The organism is Mycolicibacterium obuense (assembly GCF_055397605.1).
This window is the reverse complement of sequence record NZ_AP043663.1, coordinates 4,636,433-4,652,595: the sequence shown is the minus strand read 5'-3', so window position 1 is coordinate 4,652,595 and position 16,163 is coordinate 4,636,433. Positions and strand designations below refer to the sequence as shown.

Sequence of the window (16,163 nt, the reverse complement as noted above, 5' to 3'; positions counted from 1 at the left end):
GCACGCTTTCTGATGGATCTGCCGCGAAATTCGTCATAGACCGTGCGTTCGGGGGGCACCGTCCCCGGCACAGCCACCCCGGTAGTGTCGCTGCGATGGGCAACGGGAGCTCCGACTCGGGCGGAGGTGTGCAGTCCGTCGACCGCGCCGTGTCCGTGCTCGAGATCCTGGCCCGCCTCGGCGAGGTCGGTGTCACCGAGCTCGCGACCGAGATCGGCGTGCACAAGTCCACGGTCTCGCGTCTGCTGTCTGCGCTGGAGGATCACGAGCTGGTCGAACAGGCCCACGAGCGCGGAAAGTATCGCCTCGGCTTCGGCTTGCTCCGCCTCTCCAACGCGGTGTCAGGTCAACTCGATGTCACGCAACAGGGCCGGGAGATCTGCGAGCGCCTCGCGGTCGAGCTGGGGGAGACCGTCAACATCGCCGTGCTGCGATCGCACTACGTCGTCAACGTCGATCAGGCCCGCGGGCCCCGATCGGTCGGCAGTCACAACTGGGTCGGCGAGCTGACCCCCTTACATGCGACCTCCAGCGGCAAGATCCTGCTGGCCTTCATGTCTGCTGACGCCCGCCGCGACGTGCTTGCCGACGTACGCCTGACCCGGTACACCGATCGCACGGTCACCTCGATGGACGAGCTCGAACGCCAGTTGGAGGTTGTCGCCGGCGATGGCTACGTGGTGTCCACCGAGGAGTTGGAACACGGCCTGACGGCGGTGGCCGCCCCGATCAGGGACCACGCCGGCATCGTCATCGCCGCTCTGAGCGTGTCGGGTCCGGTGTACCGGCTCGACGACGGACGCGCCCGCGAGGTGGTTCCGGCCGTCGTCGCCGCGGCCGCCGCCGTCTCCGAACGGATGGGCTACCGGGGCTGACGCGCCCCCGTTTCCAGCACGTTTCCCGCCCGTTCCGGCACAGGTCGCCGCACCGAGCAAATGGTGCGGCGACCAGTGTTTTTCGGTGCTTTTGAACAGTCAGGAAAGTCACAGCGAGCCATGCCGCCCCTCCGCTTGACAAGGTTTGTGACGGCCCACACACTGTTGCGTATTACGAATCGAGTTCCTTAATACGCGTCATCTGCACGAAACAGGAAGGCAACACATGCTCGACGTCTGCCCGCTTGCCGACCTACCGCCGGGCGAGTCGGTCCGCGTCGCCGCGGACCCGCCGATCGCCGTCTTCCACACCGAGGACGGCGAAGTGTTCGCCATCGATGACACGTGCTCTCATCAGGACGCGTCGCTGGCCGACGGCTGGCTCGAAGGGTGCGAGGTGGAGTGCCCGCTGCACGCCTCGCGCTTCAACCTGCGCACCGGCGCCGTCGACGCGCCCCCGGCCAAACTCCCGGTGCGCACGCACACCGTCGTCATCGACGACGGCATGATCCGCGTCGAGCTCAGCACCGAAAAGCCTAACCTCCCACCCGACATCCGCGCGCGACTCGCACAGGGGCAGTCATGAAGCACATAGCGGTCATCGGCGCCTCGCTGGCTGGTCTGTCCGCCGTCAGAGCACTTCGCGCCCAGGGATTCTCAGGTCGCATCACCGTGATCGGCGACGAGAGCCGACGCCCCTACGACCGTCCGCCGCTGTCCAAGGACTTCCTCGCCGGTGTCGTGGCGGAGCAGGATCTGAGCCTCGAGGACTCTGAGGAGCTGGCAGCGGAGTGGCTGCTCGGATCGGCCGCCACCGCACTCGACACCACCACCAACACCGTCGAACTCGCCGACGGTCGCCGCGTGCACGCCGACGGTTTCGTGATCGCCACCGGGTCACGGGCCCGACGCTGGCCCGGCTGCGAGCAGATGGTTGGAGTCCACGTCATCCGCACCGTCGACGACGCCATCGCGCTGCGCGCCGAACTGCGTCCCGGTGGGCAGATGGTCGTGATCGGTGCCGGCTTCATCGGCGCCGAGGTCGCGTCGACCGCGCGCAAGCTCGGCATGGACGTGACGGTCGTCGAGGCGGCGCCGACCCCGCTGCAAGTGCAACTCGGCGCGCGGCTGGGCGCGGTCGTCGCACAGGCGCACGCAACACATGGCACGACCCTGATCTGCGGGGTCGGTGTCGCGGGTCTCACGTGCGGTTCGGGCGACCGGGTCACCGGGGTCGACCTGGCCGACGGTCGCCACCTGCCTGCCGACGTCGTGGTCGTCGGTATCGGCGGAATCCCGAACATCGAGTGGCTGCAGGGCAGTGGTCTGGATCTCGGCAACGGCGTCATCTGCGGTGCCGGCGGCCAGACGAACATCCCCAACGTCGTGGCCGTGGGCGACTGCGCGGCGTGGCACGACGCGTCGACGGGCGTTGCGCGTCGGGTCGAGCACTGGGCGGGCGCGCTCGAACGTCCCGCGATCGCCGTCGCCACGCTCCTCTCGGGTGGGCTCGACTGCGGCACCGCTGCCAAGGAGCCGTATTTCTGGTCCGATCAGTACGGCTCGCGTATCCAGTTCGCCGGCACCGCACTTCCCGACGACGAGATCACCATCGAGGCCGGTGATTGCGAGAGCGGCAGCTTTCTCGCCACCTACCGCCGCGACGGCCGCCTGGTCGCCGTTCTCGGCGTCGACCAACCCAAGTTGTTCACGCGGTGGCGCCGCCAACTCGCCAGCGCGCCGGTAGCCGTCTGACACCAGCCCCTTTCGCACTCACAGGAGCCTCATGACCACCTTCGAAGCGGCCCCTCAGCTGCCCGAGAGCCTCATGTCCACGCTGGCCGGGCACTACTACACCGACCCCGAGGTGTTCGCCCTCGAACAGCAGAAGATCTTCGAGGCGATGTGGTTCTGCGTGGTGCGGTCTTCGGACCTCGGCAAGCCCGGCGCCTTCAAGACGGTCCAGGTGGGCGGTGAGAGCGTGCTGGTGACCCGATCGCGCACCGGCGCGGTGAACGCGTTCTTCAACATCTGCCGTCACCGCGGGGCGCAGGTGTGCACCGAGGACAGTGGTGAAGTGCGCCGCGCGTTCCAATGTCCCTATCACGCATGGACATACGACCTCGACGGCAAGCTGATCGCCGCGCCCAACCTCACCAAGATGCCCGACATCGACAGGGTCGAGTACGGGCTCCGCACGATCGCCGTGCGCGAATGGCTGGGTTACGTCTGGGTGTGCCTGGCAGACGAGCCGCCGTCCTTCGAGGACACCGTGATGCAGGAGGTCGTCGACCGCCTCGGTGATCTCGAGTCGATAGACCGCTACGGCATCGCCGATCTCTCCGTGGGCCGCCGCATCGTCTACGACGTGAAGGCCAACTGGAAGCTGATCGTCGAGAACTTCATGGAGTGCTACCACTGCGCCACCATCCACCCGGAATTGACCGAGGTTCTCCCCGAGTTCGCCGACGGATACGCGGCCCAGTACTACGTCGGGCACGGTGCCGAATTCGGCGAGGACGTCCGAGGTTTCACCATCGACGGGTCGGAGGGGCTGGATCACATCCCCGGCGTCACCGCCGACCAGGATCGCCGCTACTACGCGATCACCGTGCGCCCGCAGGTGTTCGTCAACCTGGTGCCCGACCACGTGATCGTGCATCGGATGTTCCCGCTGGCGGCCGACCGCACCGTCGTCGAGTGCGACTGGCTGTACCTGCCGGACGTCGTCGAATCAGGCCGCGACGTCAGCCACTCGGTGGAACTGTTCCACCGGGTCAACAGCCAGGACTTCGAGGCTGCCGAAAGATGCCAGCCCGCCATGAACTCCCGCGTGTACCGCAACGGCGGCGTGCTGGTTCCGAGCGAACACCACATCGGCGCCTTCCATGACTGGCTGCGCGGCATGCTCGCCGTCTGACTCAGGTGAGTCGCTCGGACCTGTTCTCCAACAACCGGATTCGATGGGCGTTGCCGGGTAGGTCGATGTAGCGCCTGCCGAACACCGCCAACAGCGCATCGTCGAGGCGACGCACCGCGCCCGGCGGAAAGCGGTAATCCATGGCGGCGTTCACCGCATCGGTGTCGACGCGGGCCAGCACCGCGTCGACCTCGTCGATCGAGTCGACGCCGAGATCGAGCAACAGCCCGGCCATCCAGCCGTAGTGGTCGGTGCGCGACCAGCCGGCGTCGGGGAAGCGGTTGGCCAGGTACGTGGCCAGCACCGGAGTCGGAATGCCCGCCTCACCGGCGCTCTGCGGCCGTTCGACCGGGGTGGTCGACCGCAACCGCTCCCGGATTGCCGAGAACTCCCGGTCGGCCAGCTCCAGCAGACCCGCGGCCAGGGTGAACCGGCGATCCAGGTCGGGGGCGTCCTCCTCCGGGATCGAGCCCTTGTAGCGGACATCGTGCTCGAACTCCGCCCACGCGTGCTGCAGGATCGTGCGCACCTGTACCGACGCCGGCTGCTGCTCACCCTCGACAGCCAGCAGCAGGTGCCGGCTGGCATACCCCCACCGGCCCTCGCTGGCGGTCTCCACCCCCATGTCGCGATCGTCGAGGAGTTGCATCTCCTGCCCGAGCAGGCGGGCCACGGCGGCGACGTCGTCGCGCAGATAGGTGATCACCCGCAGACCGATCTGGTCGGTGATCTCCGAGAGCGGATCGGCAAAGAGTCTGCGCCCGTCGACATGCCGGTCGGCCTTGGCGGCGAACGACGCCACCGACTTGGTCCGCGCCGTCACGCTCAGGTAGTCGATACCCGCGTCATCGAGCAGCGCCGTCACCACCGCCACGTACCGCTCGGTGGAAGTCACCAACTGGGGGCGCCGCCCGGTGTACGTCGCGATCGCGTCGTGCACCACCCCAGGTGTCGGCTCGGGCGGCGCCGGCAGCAGATCCGACGGCAACGTCGGCGTCACGATGCACCCGGTCCCGGCGTCGCCGTAGAACGTCAGCAGGTCGGGTCGGCGCGCAGCCAACAGCGCCACGTAGGCGCAGACGACCGCGTCCACCGGATCTTCCACGCGCCGCAATTCGCTCTTGCGCTCGGCGCTTTCCGCGGCTGAGCGCAGACGCAGCCAGTCCGGGGAGTCCGCGACCCGCAGCGAGGGCTCCGCGGTCGCGAGTCCCTCGACGAGGTCCATCAGGCGTAGCAGCTCAGCCTGCAGCTGCGCCACCGAACGGCCCGGCTTGGCCTTGTACTTCAGCGTGCGGCCGAGCCGGAACAACGCCACCGTGGCCGCGTGCGGATACACCTCGAGCGCGCGGCGCGGCGCCTCGGACCGGGGATCGATGTCCAGCCCGAGGGCCTCGGCCAGCCGCCCGGCCCTGGTGCCGTCGGCGAACTCCGGCTTGCCCATGTTCGACGGATGCGTACCGGCCTGGAACTTCGCGAAGTCGGCGTTGAGCGCTCTCTCGGCCGGCCGCTGCCCGGTCTCGTTGCGCACCACGATGGGCGCGTCGATACCGACCACGCAGTCGCCCTCCACATAGGGCGCCACCATCGAGCGAATGCTGGCGTCATCGGTGGCCGCCGCCGCCGTCACAAGTCGGCCGGCGTCGTCGACCACCGCGACGCCGGTGGGTTTGCGCTGCCCCCAGGCCAGGTCCAGACCGACGAAATACATGGCCCCTACTGTGCCCGATAGGCTGTTGGGCCGTGAGCAACCGCGCGTCCATTCCTGATGTCCTGGCCCACCGCTACGCCAGCGAGGAGATGGTCGCGATCTGGTCGCCGGAAGCCAAGATCGTCGCCGAGCGCAAGCTGTGGCTGGCGGTGCTGCGGGCGCAGGCAGAGCTGGGCGTGGAGATCCCCGCCGGGGTGATCGACGACTACGAGCGCGTCCTGGAGAACGTCGACCTCGATTCCATCGCGGCGCGGGAACGGGTGACGCGCCACGACGTCAAGGCCCGCATCGAGGAGTTCAACGCACTTGCCGGCCACGAGCACGTGCACAAGGGCATGACCAGCCGCGACCTCACCGAGAACGTCGAGCAGATGCAGATCCGGCGCTCGCTGGAACTGGTGCATGCCCGCGGCATCGCCGTCGCCGCCCGCCTCGCCGAGCGGGCCGCGCTCTACCGCGACCTCGTGATGGCCGGCCGCAGCCACAACGTCGCCGCGCAGGCCACCACCCTGGGCAAGCGCTTCGCCTCCGCTGCCGAGGAGACCCTGGTCGCGCTGCGCCGCATCGAAGAACTCATCGCCCGCTACCCGCTGCGCGGCATCAAGGGGCCGATGGGCACCGCCCAGGACATGCTCGACCTGTTCGACGGCGACACCGCCCGGCTCGCCGACCTGGAGACCCGCATCGCACAGTTCCTCGGGTTCACCGACATCCTGACCAGTGTCGGCCAGGTGTACCCGCGCTCGCTGGACCACGACGTGGTGTCGGCCCTCGTGCAACTCGGCGCGGGCCCGTCATCGTTCGCCCATACCGTCCGGCTGATGGCCGGCCACGAACTCGTCACCGAGGGATTCGCACCCGGCCAGGTCGGTTCGTCGGCGATGCCGCACAAGATGAACACCCGCAGCTGCGAGCGGGTCAACGGATTGCAGGTGATCCTGCGCGGATATTCCGCCATGGCAGCCGAATTGGCGGGCGCGCAGTGGAACGAGGGGGACGTCTTCTGCTCCGTGGTGCGTCGCGTCGCACTGCCGGACGCGTTCTTCGCCATCGACGGGCAGACCGAGACGTTCCTGACCGTGCTCGACGAGTTCGGCGCGTACCCGGCGGTGATCCAGCGTGAGCTCGACCGCTACCTGCCGTTCCTCGCGACGACGCGCATCCTGATCGCCGCCGTGCGCGCCGGGGTGGGCCGCGAGACCGCCCACGAAGTGATCAAGGAGCACGCGGTCGCGGTGGCGCTGGCGATGCGCGAGCGCGGAGCCGAACCCGATCTGCTGGACCGGCTGGCCGCCGATCCGCGGTTGCCCTTGGACCGTGCGGCGCTCGACGGCGCGCTGGCCGACAAGGCGGCCTTCACCGGTGCAGCCGCGGACCAGGTGGACCGCGTGATCGCCGCCGTCGGCGATCTCGTCGCCCGTTATCCCGGCGCCGCCGACTACACCTCGGGCGCGATTCTGTGACGGCACCCGCGGAGGCTCTAGCCGGGATCGACTTCACCGATCTCGACAACTTCGCGGCGGGTTTTCCCCACCACCTGTTCGCGCGCCACCGCGAGTACGCCCCGGTCTACTGGCACGAACCGACCGAGAACACGCCCGACGGGGAAGGGTTCTGGTCGGTGGCCACCCACGCCGAAACCCTTGCTGTGCTTCGTGATCCGGACACGTACTCGTCGGTCACCGGCGGCGAGCGGCCCTTCGGCGGCACCCTGCTGCAGGATCTGCCGATCGCCGGTCAGCTGCTCAACATGATGGACGATCCGCGCCACGCCGCGGTGCGCCGACTGGTGAGTTCCGGGCTGACACCCCGGATGATCCGACGCGTCGAAGACGATCTGAGGGTGCGGGTACGCGGGCTGCTCGATGCCGTCCGACCGGGCCGGCCCCTGGACGTCGTCACCGAGATCGCCGCGGAGATCCCGATGCAGATGATCTGCATCCTGCTGGGAGTGCCGGAGTCCGAACGTCATTGGTTGTTCGAAGCCATCGAACCGAGTTTCGACTTCGGCGACGCCCGCCGGGCCACCATCTCGCGGCTGTCCGTCGAGGAAGCCGGTTCCCGGATGTTCGCCTACGGCCAGGAACTGATCGCCGAGAAGAAGGCGGCGCCGAGCGACGACATGCTCTCGGTGGTGGTCAACTCCGCCGACCCCGAGCTGTCCGACCTCGAGAGCTACCTGTTCTTCAGTCTGCTGTTCAGCGCCGGTGCCGAGACCACCCGCAATGCGATCTCCGGCGGATTGCTGGCCCTGATCGAGAACCCCGAGGCCTTCGCCGCCGTGCGTGCCGATCTGAATCTGCTGCCGACCGCGATCGAGGAGATGGTCCGGTGGACCTCGCCGTCGCCGTCGAAGCGTCGCACCGCCACCCGTCCGACCACCCTGGCCGGTCGCCGCATCGACGCCGGGCAGAAGGTGCTGGTGTGGGAGGGTTCGGCCAACCGCGACGCGGCGGTGTTCGCCGACCCCGACCGGTTCGACGCCACGCGAAAGCCCAACCCGCACTTGGGTTTCGGGCAGGGTGTGCACTACTGCCTGGGAGCCAACCTGGCCCGGCTGGAACTGCGGGTCATCTTCTCCGAGCTGCTGAGCCGATTCCCCGCGATGCGCCTGGCCGCGCCGGCGGAATGGACGAGGAGCAACCGGCACACCGGACTGCGGCACCTGATGGTAGTGATGGAGTAGTGACTCCGGACATGAGAGCGTCCGATGCCGATCGCGCTGCGGTGATGCAGATCCTCGAGCAGGCGGTGGGCCAGGGCATGTTGACACTCGACGAGTACAGCGAGCGTGCCGACGTCGCGCTGGCCGCGCGCACCCGCGGCGAACTGGACACCGTGATCGCCGATCTGCCTCACGTGCGCCGTCAAGTCGTTCCGGCAGCAGCACCAGAAGAGGTGCGCAGCTGGATGTCGAGCATCACCCGTAAAGGGCAGTGGACCGTGCCGCCTCACCTGCGGATCACCACCCGGATGTGTTCGACGACGCTCGATTTCACCGCCGCCGTCGTGCCGGGTCCGGTGGTGCGCATCGACGTCGACGACTACTGCAGCTCCACCGACATGATCCTGCCCGACGGCGCGACCGCCGACCTCAACGGCGTCCACCACCTCGGTTCGTCCATGTCGGTGAAGGTGCCGACCGCCCCGACACCGGCCGGCTTGCACGTCGTCGTGACCGGACGCGTGCGGTTCGGATCCCTCACCGTGCGCCATCCGTTCGGTGCGACGCTGCGGCGGTTTCTCCGCTAATCCGGGCGGCGCAGGTTCGACGCCCGGATCCCGGTCGCCCGCAACTCGAGAGCGGCGAGTCCGCGAATCGCCATCCGATCCTGGCTGCGCCACGCGCCCACCGGATCGGGGTTGATGGCGGCGAGCTTGGGCAGCGGCCGGTTGGCCAGCGCCCGCAGCGCCAGCAGCTCCTCCCCGGCAGCCGTGGACGCCAGCGTGATCGCGGTCCACTGCCGGCGGAAGAACCGGACCCGCAGGAACAGCCACGGCATCATCAGCGCCAGGATCGGGGGAGCGGCCACCGCCAGCGCCAACAACCACGCCAGCCAGCTGGCCGTCACGCCCAGCGACTGACCCGCGCCCGCGATCTCGCGGGCGGCGTCGCCGGCGGCGCTGAGCGGTTTGGCCAGCGAGTCCCCGATGAGAGGCACGTTGTCGGCGCTGTTGCCTGCGGAGTCGAGATTGCCCGCCACCCCGTTGGCGCCGCTCTGCACCTGGTAGCCGAACTCCGCGATCACCGCGACCGCTGAGTGCACCGCCAGGCCGACGAACACCCAGACGGTGGTCCAGCCGACGATGAGCACGTCGCTGAGCAGCTGCCACAGCAGCCGCCCAGGCGTAGTGGCATAGGGAATCCACCGGGATTTCATGCGATCGATCACAGCACACAGAGCGCCTCCGATGGCCCGATAGGCTGACTGGATGCGTCCCGCTCTGTCCGACTACCAGCACCTGGCCAGCGGTAAGGTCCGAGAGCTCTACCGGGTGGACGAGGCGCACCTGCTCTTCGTCGCCACCGACCGGATCTCGGCCTACGACTACATCCTCGACAGCGAGATCCCGGACAAGGGCCGCATCCTCACCGCGATGAGTGTGTTCTTCTTCGACCTCCTGCCGGTGCCCAACCACCTCGCCGGCCCGCCGGATGACCCTCGCATCCCCGAGGAGGTGCTCGGCCGCGCGTTGCTGGTGCGCCAACTCGACATGCTGCCCGTCGAGGCCGTCGCGCGCGGCTACCTGACCGGCTCCGGGCTGATCGACTACCAGAACACCGGCAGCGTCTGCGGTATCGACCTGCCGCCGGGCCTGGTGGAGGCCAGCCGCTTCGCCGAGCCGCTGTTCACCCCGGCGACCAAAGCGGACCTCGGCGATCACGACGTCAACATCAGCTACGACGACGTCGTCGACCTCATCGGCGACGAACGGGCCGAAGAGCTACGCGACCTCACCTTGACGACCTACCGTCACGGCGCCGAACATGCGCTCACCAAGGGCATCATCGTCGCCGACACCAAGTTCGAGTTCGGCGTCGACGCCGACGGTGTGCTGACGCTCGCCGACGAGGTGTTCACCCCCGACTCGTCGCGGTACTGGCGCGCCGACGACTACGCCGAAGGTGCGGTGCAGAACAGCTTCGACAAGCAGTTCGTCCGCAACTGGCTCACCGGCCCGGACTCGGGCTGGGACCGCCACGGGGATCAACCCCCGCCACCGCTGCCCGCCGACATCGTGGAGGCCACGCGGGCACGCTACATCGAAGCCTACGAACGTATTTCGGGTCGACGTTTCGCGGACTGGATCGGAGAACAGCAGTGAAGCCGCCGGTGGCACGACGTGCCGAACATCGACGTGAACATCACGGGGACGTGTTCGTCGACCCCTATGAATGGCTGCGGGAGAAGGACAGCACCGAGGTGATCGACCACCTCGAGGCCGAGAACACCTACACCGAGCACGTCACTGCCGACCTGGCTCCGTTGCGGCAGGCGATCTTCGACGAGATCAAGGCCCGCACCAAGGAGACCGATCTGTCGGTGCCGACCCGGCGCGGCGACTGGTGGTACTACGGGCGCAGCTTCGCCGGCAAGCAGTACGGCGTGCACTGCCGGTGCCCCGTCACCGATCCCGACGACTGGACGCCGCCGCAGCTGACCGAAGACACCGACATCCCCGATGAGCAGATCCTGCTCGACGAGAACGTCGAAGCCGAAGGCCACGACTTCTTCTCCCTCGGTGCGGCCAGCGTCAGCGTCGACGGCAACGTGCTCGCCTACTCCGTCGACGTCCTCGGCGACGAGCGATACACCCTGCGGTTCAGGGATTTGCGAACCGGCGAGCGGTACGACGACGAGATCGTCGGGATCGGCGCCGGGGCCACCTGGGCCGCCGACAACAAGACCGTCTACTACACCACCGTCGACGACGCCTGGCGACCCGACACCGTGTGGCGGCACCGCCTCGGCGCCGGCCTGCCGGCCCAGAAGGTCTACCACGAGCCGGACGAACGATTCTGGGTCGCCTGCGGGCGCACGCGCAGCAACAAGTACGTGTTGATCGCGGCCGGCAGTGCGATCACCTCGGAGATGCGCTACGCCGACGCCGCCGATGGCGACGCGGAGTTCACCGTCGTGTGGCCGCGCCGCGACGGAGTCGAGTACTCCGTCGAACACGCCGTCGTCGCCGAGGAAGACCGCTTCCTCATCATGCACAACGACGGCGCGGAGAACTTCACTCTCGTGGAGGCGCCGGTGGCCGACCCGTCGGCGACTCGCACCCTGATCGAACACCGCTCCGACGTCCGACTGGATGCTGTCGACGCCTTTGCCGAGCTGCTCGTGGTGAGCTACCGCAGCGAGGCGTTACCACGAATTCAGCTGTGGCCCTTGATCGGGACTGGTTACGGCGAGGTCCGCGACGTCACCTTCGACTCGGAGCTGATGTCGGTCGGGCTGTCGGCCAACCCCAACTGGGCCGCTCCTCGGCTCCGTATCGGGGCGACGTCGTTCGTGACGCCGGTACGGATCTACGATCTCGATCTCGCCACCGGAGAGCGCGTGCTGCTGCGCGAGCAGCCGGTGCTCGGCGACTACCGACCCGAGGACTACGTCGAACGCCGGGACTGGGCGATCGCCGAAGACGGTGCGCGCGTACCGCTGTCGATCATCCACCGGGTCGGGGTCACCTCACCCGCGCCGGTGCTGCTCTACGGCTACGGCGCCTACGAATCATGTGAGGACCCGCGGTTCTCGATCGCACGGCTCTCACTGCTCGACCGCGGCATGATCTACGCGGTCGCGCACGTTCGCGGTGGTGGCGAGCTGGGCCGGCCGTGGTACGAGCACGGCAAACTGCTGGAGAAGCGGAACACGTTCACCGACTTCATCGCTGCGGGAGCGCATCTCGTCGAATCCGGTGTCACGACCGCCGAGACGATGGTGGCTTACGGTGGCAGCGCCGGCGGCCTGCTCATGGGAGCGGTCGCCAACATGGCGCCCGACCTGTTCGCCGGCATCCTGGCCGCCGTGCCGTTCGTCGACCCCCTCACCACGATCCTCGACCCGTCGCTCCCGCTGACGGTGACCGAGTGGGACGAGTGGGGAAACCCGCTCGAGGACGCCGATGTCTACCGCTACATGAAGTCCTACTCGCCGTACGAGAACGTCGAATCCAAGCGCTATCCCGCCATCTTGGCGATGACGTCGCTGAACGACACCCGCGTCTACTACGTCGAACCCGCGAAGTGGGTGGCCGCGCTGCGGCATGCGCAGCTCGAACCCGAGCGCGACGGAGCCCGCGTGCTGTTGAAGACCGAGATGAATGCGGGCCACGGCGGCATCAGCGGACGCTACGAGCGCTGGAAGGAGACGGCCTTCCAATACGCATGGCTGCTCGATGTGGCGGGACTCGGCGGCGCCGACGTAACGTCGGCCCCATGACGCTCACCGACATTCCGCTGACCACCATCGACGGCACCGACACCACGCTGGGGGAGTTGGCCAGCGGGGCCGCACTCGTTGTGAACGTCGCGTCCAAATGCGGTCTCACGCCGCAGTACAGCGCGCTCGAGCAGCTCGCGAAGGACTACGGCGACCGCGGTCTGACGGTGATCGGGGTGCCCTGCAACCAGTTCATGGGACAGGAGCCGGGCACCGCCGAGGAGATCCAGACGTTCTGCTCCACGACCTACGGCGTCACGTTTCCGCTGCTGGCCAAGACCGACGTCAACGGACCCGGCCGGCACCCGCTCTACGCCGAGCTGACCCAGGCCACGGACGGCAGTGGCGAGGCCGGCGATGTGCAGTGGAACTTCGAGAAGTTTCTCCTCGCACCGAGCGGCGAGGTCGTCGCCCGGTTCCGGCCCCGCACCGCGCCCGATGCGCCCGAGGTGATCGCGGCCATCGAAGAACTGCTGCAGTAGAGGCGCTGGGGTAGCGGCCACAGTTCAGCCACACGAGTCGTGGTGTTGTCCATCCCGACACCTGGCGTTGCGACACTGCGGCAGTGGCAGGACAACTGATCGTCTCGATCTCCGGAGTCAGCGACCGCACTCTCGACGACGTCGCAGGGTTCCACGCGCAGCTCGCGCGGCGCGGCGTCCCGGCGTCGTTCCTCGTGGCACCCCGGCTCAAAGGCGGGTACCGGCTCGACCGCGACCCTGACACCGTCTCCTGGCTCGCTCAGCGGCGCGACGCCGGTGACGCGATCGTGCTCCACGGCTTCGACGAGGCGGCCACCAAGGCACGTCGCGGCGAGTTCGCGACTCTGCCGGCGCACGAGGCGAACCTGCGGCTGATGGCCGCCGACCGCGTCCTCGAACACCTCGGGCTACGCACCCGGCTGTTCGCGGCACCCGGCTGGAACGTTTCCGACGGTGCGATGATCGCACTGCCGCGCAACGGATTCCGAGTCATGGCCGGGCTGGGCGGCATCACCGACCTGGTCCGTGGGGAGACCGTGCGGGGGCGCGTGCTGGGCATCGGCGAGGGCTTCCTGACCGAACCGTGGTGGTGCCGCACCGTCGTGCTCGCCGCCGAGCGCACTGCGCGTCGCGACGGCGTCGTGCGGGTCGCTGTGGCCGCGCGGCACCTGCGCCGGCCCGGTCCCCGGCAGGCCATGCTCGATGCCGCCGACCTGGCACTGATGCACGGCTGCGCGCCCACCGTCTATGCGTGGCGGACCCCGACTGCGCTGTCCGACGCCGCCTGAGGGGTTCCGCTCGCTACATTGGCCGCATGGCAGATGATGCAGACGTCATCGTGGTCGGCGCTGGGTTGGCCGGGCTCGTGGCCGCGTGCGAGCTGGTCGAGCGGGGTCGTCGGGTGCTCATCGTCGACCAGGAGAACGCCGCCAACGTCGGCGGCCAGGCTTTCTGGTCCTTCGGCGGACTGTTCTTCGTCGACAGTCCTGAGCAGCGGCGCCTCGGCATCCGGGACAGTCATGAGCTGGCCCTGCAGGACTGGCTGGGCACCGCCGGGTTCGATCGCCCCGAAGACCACTGGCCGCGGCAGTGGGCGCACGCCTACGTCGACTTCGCCGCCGGGGAGAAGCGTCAATGGCTGCGCGATCGCGGGCTGCAGATCTTCGCGATGGTCGGGTGGGCCGAGCGGGGCGGCTACGACGCCCGCGGCCACGGCAACTCCGTGCCCCGGTTCCACATCACCTGGGGCACCGGGCCCGGCCTGGTCGACATCTTCGCGCGTCGCCTGACCGGGCCGCTCATTCGGTTCGCGCACCGCCACCGGGTGGACGAACTGATCGTCGAAGGCGGCGCCGTCGTCGGGGTGCGCGGCGCGGTGCTGGAGCCGTCGTCCGCGGTACGTGGAGCCCCGTCGTCACGAAACAGCGTCGGCGAGTTCGAATTTCGCGCCCAGGCGGTCATCGTCGCCAGCGGCGGAATCGGCGGCAACCACGACCTGGTGCGGGCGAACTGGCCCACGCGGATGGGCCGGGTGCCCGAGCAGCTCCTCAGCGGCGTGCCTGCGCACGTCGATGGCCGGATGCTCGGCATCTCCACAGCCGCGGGCGCCCACATGATCAACAGCGACCGGATGTGGCACTACACCGAGGGCATCACCAACTACGACTCGATCTGGCCTCGGCACGGCATCCGGATCCTGCCCGGCCCGTCGTCACTGTGGCTCGACGCCACCGGCCGGCGGCTGCCGGTCCCGCTCTATCCGGGTTTCGACACGCTCGGCACGCTGGAGCACATCTGCCGGACTGGGCAGGACTACACCTGGTTCGTGCTGAACAAGCGCATCATCGACAAGGAATTCGGGCTGTCGGGGCAGGAGCAGAATCCGGACCTGACCGGACGGAGCGTGAAGCTGGTCCTCGAGCGCGGCCGCAAGGGTCCCGCCCCGGTGCACGCCTTCGTCGACAAGGGCGTCGACTTCGTCACCGCCGACTCGCTCCGTGAACTGGTCGCGAAGATGAACGCGGTGCCCGATGTCGAGCCGCTGGACGTCGCGACCGTCGAGGCCGAGGTGACCGCCCGCGACCGGGAAGTCGCCAACCGGTTCACCAAGGACGGCCAGATCACCGCCATCCGCGGTGCACGCGCCTACTTGGCCGACAGGCTGAGCCGCGTCGTCGCGCCACACCGGCTGACCGACCCCAAGGCAGGCCCGCTGATCGCGGTCAAACTGCACATCTTGACCCGAAAGTCGTTGGGCGGCTTGCAAACCGATCTCGACTCCCGGGCGCTGGGGGCAGACGGTGCGGCGGTACCCGGGTTGTATGCCGCGGGAGAAGCCGCCGGCTTCGGTGGCGGAGGCGTGCACGGCTACCGCTCCCTGGAAGGCACGTTCCTGGGTGGCTGCGTGTTCTCCGGGCGCGCGGCGGGCCGGGCGGCAGCCCGCGACGTGGGCTAGTTCTTCTGCGCGACCAGACACGAACTCGAGTGTTTTCTCCGGCGCGTGACTCGAGTTCGCGTCTGGTCGCGGTCAGAACTCGGTGCCGTTCTCCGGCTCGAGCACCTGGAAATCGGTGGCCGTCATCTCCTCGAGCCGGCCGTAGTAGACCGGCCGCGCGATCGGATCGATCACTGCCTGATGGATCGGCACCGCACGGCTCGGGTTCACCGCACGCAGATAGTCGACGGCTTCGGAGATCTTCATCCACGGCGCGGCGGCCGGGGTCGCCAGCACGTCCACGGGCTCGTCCGGAACGAACAACGCATCACCGGGGTGCATCAGTCGGGCGGCATGCTCGTCATCGCCGACCAGATACGAAATGTTGTCGATCACAGGGATTTCCGGATGGATGACCGCGTGCTGACCGCCCACTCCGCGCACCGTCAGATGCCCGATCGACAAGGTGTCGCCGACGTGCACCGCCCGCCAGGGCCCGCCGAGTTGCGCCGCGGTCTGCGGATCGGCATACAGCGCGGCCTGCGGATTGGCCTCGACCAGCGCCGGTAGCCGCTCGGGGTCGGCGTGGTCGGGATGCTGATGAGTGATCAGGATCGCCGACAGCCCCGTGATGCCCTCGAAACCGTGGGAGAAATTTCCCGGATCGAACAGGATCGTCGTGTCGCCGCCGGGTTTGGCGCCGGGTTTGGCACTGTCGGAAAAGCTCGCCAACAGGCAGGAATGGCCGAAGTGTGTGAGCTGCATGCCTATAGTCTGGCGCGCACAGGGGAGCGGGG

General features: G+C 68.4%; 15 protein-coding genes. 12 read left to right on the top strand and 3 right to left on the bottom strand.

What is annotated here, in order from left to right; translation table 11 throughout:
* Positions 1 to 95: 95 nt before the first annotated feature.
* The 4 genes from ACZ50N_RS22350 to ACZ50N_RS22335 all read left to right on the top strand — a co-directional run bounded on the left by ACZ50N_RS22350 (position 96) and on the right by ACZ50N_RS22335 (position 3,795).
* Positions 96 to 875 (top strand): IclR family transcriptional regulator, encoded by a 780-nt coding sequence (locus ACZ50N_RS22350; RefSeq protein ID WP_048423868.1) that lies wholly within the window; start codon positions 96 to 98, stop codon positions 873 to 875.
* A gap of 226 nt (positions 876 to 1,101) precedes the next feature.
* Positions 1,102 to 1,461 (top strand): bifunctional 3-phenylpropionate/cinnamic acid dioxygenase ferredoxin subunit, encoded by a 360-nt coding sequence (locus ACZ50N_RS22345; protein ID WP_048423867.1) that lies wholly within the window; start codon positions 1,102 to 1,104, stop codon positions 1,459 to 1,461.
* Complete coding sequence (locus ACZ50N_RS22340) at positions 1,458 to 2,630, top strand: NAD(P)/FAD-dependent oxidoreductase (RefSeq protein WP_464473796.1); 1,173 nt, start codon at positions 1,458 to 1,460, stop codon at positions 2,628 to 2,630. Before ACZ50N_RS22345 ends, ACZ50N_RS22340 begins: the two co-directional genes overlap by 4 nt.
* Positions 2,631 to 2,661: 31 nt before the next feature.
* Positions 2,662 to 3,795 carry an aromatic ring-hydroxylating oxygenase subunit alpha gene (locus ACZ50N_RS22335; RefSeq protein ID WP_133414720.1) on the top strand — a complete coding sequence of 378 codons (1,134 nt, stop codon included), beginning with the start codon at positions 2,662 to 2,664 and terminating at the stop codon, positions 3,793 to 3,795.
* Position 3,796: 1 nt separating this feature from the next.
* Here ACZ50N_RS22335 and relZ read toward each other — a convergent pair whose 3' ends face one another.
* Positions 3,797 to 5,503, bottom strand: coding sequence for a bifunctional ribonuclease/(p)ppGpp synthase (relZ, locus tag ACZ50N_RS22330; protein WP_464473795.1), 1,707 nt, complete (start codon positions 5,501 to 5,503; stop codon positions 3,797 to 3,799).
* A 32-nt stretch (positions 5,504 to 5,535) separates the two neighbouring features.
* Between relZ and purB the strand changes: the two genes are divergently transcribed.
* The 3 genes from purB to ACZ50N_RS22315 are packed head-to-tail and all read left to right on the top strand — an operon-like array spanning position 5,536 to position 8,755.
* Positions 5,536 to 6,966: an adenylosuccinate lyase gene (purB, locus tag ACZ50N_RS22325; RefSeq protein ID WP_073683173.1), complete on the top strand. Its 1,431-nt coding sequence runs from the start codon at positions 5,536 to 5,538 to the stop codon at positions 6,964 to 6,966.
* Complete coding sequence (locus ACZ50N_RS22320; protein ID WP_464473794.1) at positions 6,963 to 8,189, top strand: cytochrome P450; 1,227 nt, start codon at positions 6,963 to 6,965, stop codon at positions 8,187 to 8,189. Before purB ends, ACZ50N_RS22320 begins: the two co-directional genes overlap by 4 nt.
* Positions 8,190 to 8,200: 11 nt before the next feature.
* Positions 8,201 to 8,755 carry a DUF1707 SHOCT-like domain-containing protein gene (locus tag ACZ50N_RS22315; protein ID WP_073683213.1) on the top strand — a complete coding sequence of 185 codons (555 nt, stop codon included), beginning with the start codon at positions 8,201 to 8,203 and terminating at the stop codon, positions 8,753 to 8,755.
* Here the strand turns inward: ACZ50N_RS22315 and ACZ50N_RS22310 are convergent.
* Entirely contained in the window at positions 8,752 to 9,384 is a 633-nt protein-coding gene (locus ACZ50N_RS22310; protein ID WP_048423862.1) for a hypothetical protein, read from the bottom strand. The two genes, ACZ50N_RS22315 and ACZ50N_RS22310, sit on opposite strands and share 4 nt — an antisense overlap.
* Positions 9,385 to 9,436: 52 nt before the next feature.
* Between ACZ50N_RS22310 and ACZ50N_RS22305 the strand changes: the two genes are divergently transcribed.
* From ACZ50N_RS22305 to ACZ50N_RS22285, 5 genes are all read left to right on the top strand, one after another.
* A complete protein-coding gene (locus tag ACZ50N_RS22305) occupies positions 9,437 to 10,330 on the top strand; it encodes a phosphoribosylaminoimidazolesuccinocarboxamide synthase (RefSeq protein ID WP_073683175.1) in 894 nt (297 codons plus the stop codon).
* A complete protein-coding gene (locus tag ACZ50N_RS22300; protein ID WP_464473793.1) occupies positions 10,327 to 12,450 on the top strand; it encodes a S9 family peptidase in 2,124 nt (707 codons plus the stop codon). Before ACZ50N_RS22305 ends, ACZ50N_RS22300 begins: the two co-directional genes overlap by 4 nt.
* Positions 12,447 to 12,932: a glutathione peroxidase gene (locus tag ACZ50N_RS22295; RefSeq protein ID WP_048423859.1), complete on the top strand. Its 486-nt coding sequence runs from the start codon at positions 12,447 to 12,449 to the stop codon at positions 12,930 to 12,932. Before ACZ50N_RS22300 ends, ACZ50N_RS22295 begins: the two co-directional genes overlap by 4 nt.
* Before the next feature lie 83 nt (positions 12,933 to 13,015).
* Positions 13,016 to 13,720 carry a DUF2334 domain-containing protein gene (locus ACZ50N_RS22290; RefSeq protein ID WP_048423858.1) on the top strand — a complete coding sequence of 235 codons (705 nt, stop codon included), beginning with the start codon at positions 13,016 to 13,018 and terminating at the stop codon, positions 13,718 to 13,720.
* Positions 13,721 to 13,746: 26 nt separating this feature from the next.
* Complete coding sequence (locus ACZ50N_RS22285; RefSeq protein WP_464473792.1) at positions 13,747 to 15,387, top strand: FAD-binding dehydrogenase; 1,641 nt, start codon at positions 13,747 to 13,749, stop codon at positions 15,385 to 15,387.
* 72 nt (positions 15,388 to 15,459) lie between these two features.
* Here the strand turns inward: ACZ50N_RS22285 and ACZ50N_RS22280 are convergent, their stop codons facing one another.
* Positions 15,460 to 16,131, bottom strand: a complete 672-nt coding sequence (locus ACZ50N_RS22280; RefSeq protein WP_464473791.1) for an MBL fold metallo-hydrolase — start codon at positions 16,129 to 16,131, stop codon at positions 15,460 to 15,462.
* Positions 16,132 to 16,163 lie beyond the last annotated feature (32 nt).

Excerpts from the sequence above, each read along its gene's own strand:
- ACZ50N_RS22315 (WP_073683213.1), top strand. The coding sequence starts at position 8,201 with ATGAGAGCGTCCGATGCCGATCGCGCTGCGGTGATGCAGATCCTCGAG.
- ACZ50N_RS22310 (WP_048423862.1), bottom strand. The coding sequence starts at position 9,384 with ATGAAATCCCGGTGGATTCCCTATGCCACTACGCCTGGGCGGCTGCTG.
- relZ (WP_464473795.1), bottom strand. The coding sequence starts at position 5,503 with ATGTATTTCGTCGGTCTGGACCTGGCCTGGGGGCAGCGCAAACCCACC.
- ACZ50N_RS22280 (WP_464473791.1), bottom strand. The coding sequence starts at position 16,131 with ATGCAGCTCACACACTTCGGCCATTCCTGCCTGTTGGCGAGCTTTTCC.
- ACZ50N_RS22350 (WP_048423868.1), top strand. The coding sequence starts at position 96 with ATGGGCAACGGGAGCTCCGACTCGGGCGGAGGTGTGCAGTCCGTCGAC.
- ACZ50N_RS22295 (WP_048423859.1), top strand. The coding sequence starts at position 12,447 with ATGACGCTCACCGACATTCCGCTGACCACCATCGACGGCACCGACACC.
- ACZ50N_RS22305 (WP_073683175.1), top strand. The coding sequence starts at position 9,437 with ATGCGTCCCGCTCTGTCCGACTACCAGCACCTGGCCAGCGGTAAGGTC.
- ACZ50N_RS22340 (WP_464473796.1), top strand. The coding sequence starts at position 1,458 with ATGAAGCACATAGCGGTCATCGGCGCCTCGCTGGCTGGTCTGTCCGCC.
- ACZ50N_RS22345 (WP_048423867.1), top strand. The coding sequence starts at position 1,102 with ATGCTCGACGTCTGCCCGCTTGCCGACCTACCGCCGGGCGAGTCGGTC.
- ACZ50N_RS22285 (WP_464473792.1), top strand. The coding sequence starts at position 13,747 with ATGGCAGATGATGCAGACGTCATCGTGGTCGGCGCTGGGTTGGCCGGG.
- ACZ50N_RS22335 (WP_133414720.1), top strand. The coding sequence starts at position 2,662 with ATGACCACCTTCGAAGCGGCCCCTCAGCTGCCCGAGAGCCTCATGTCC.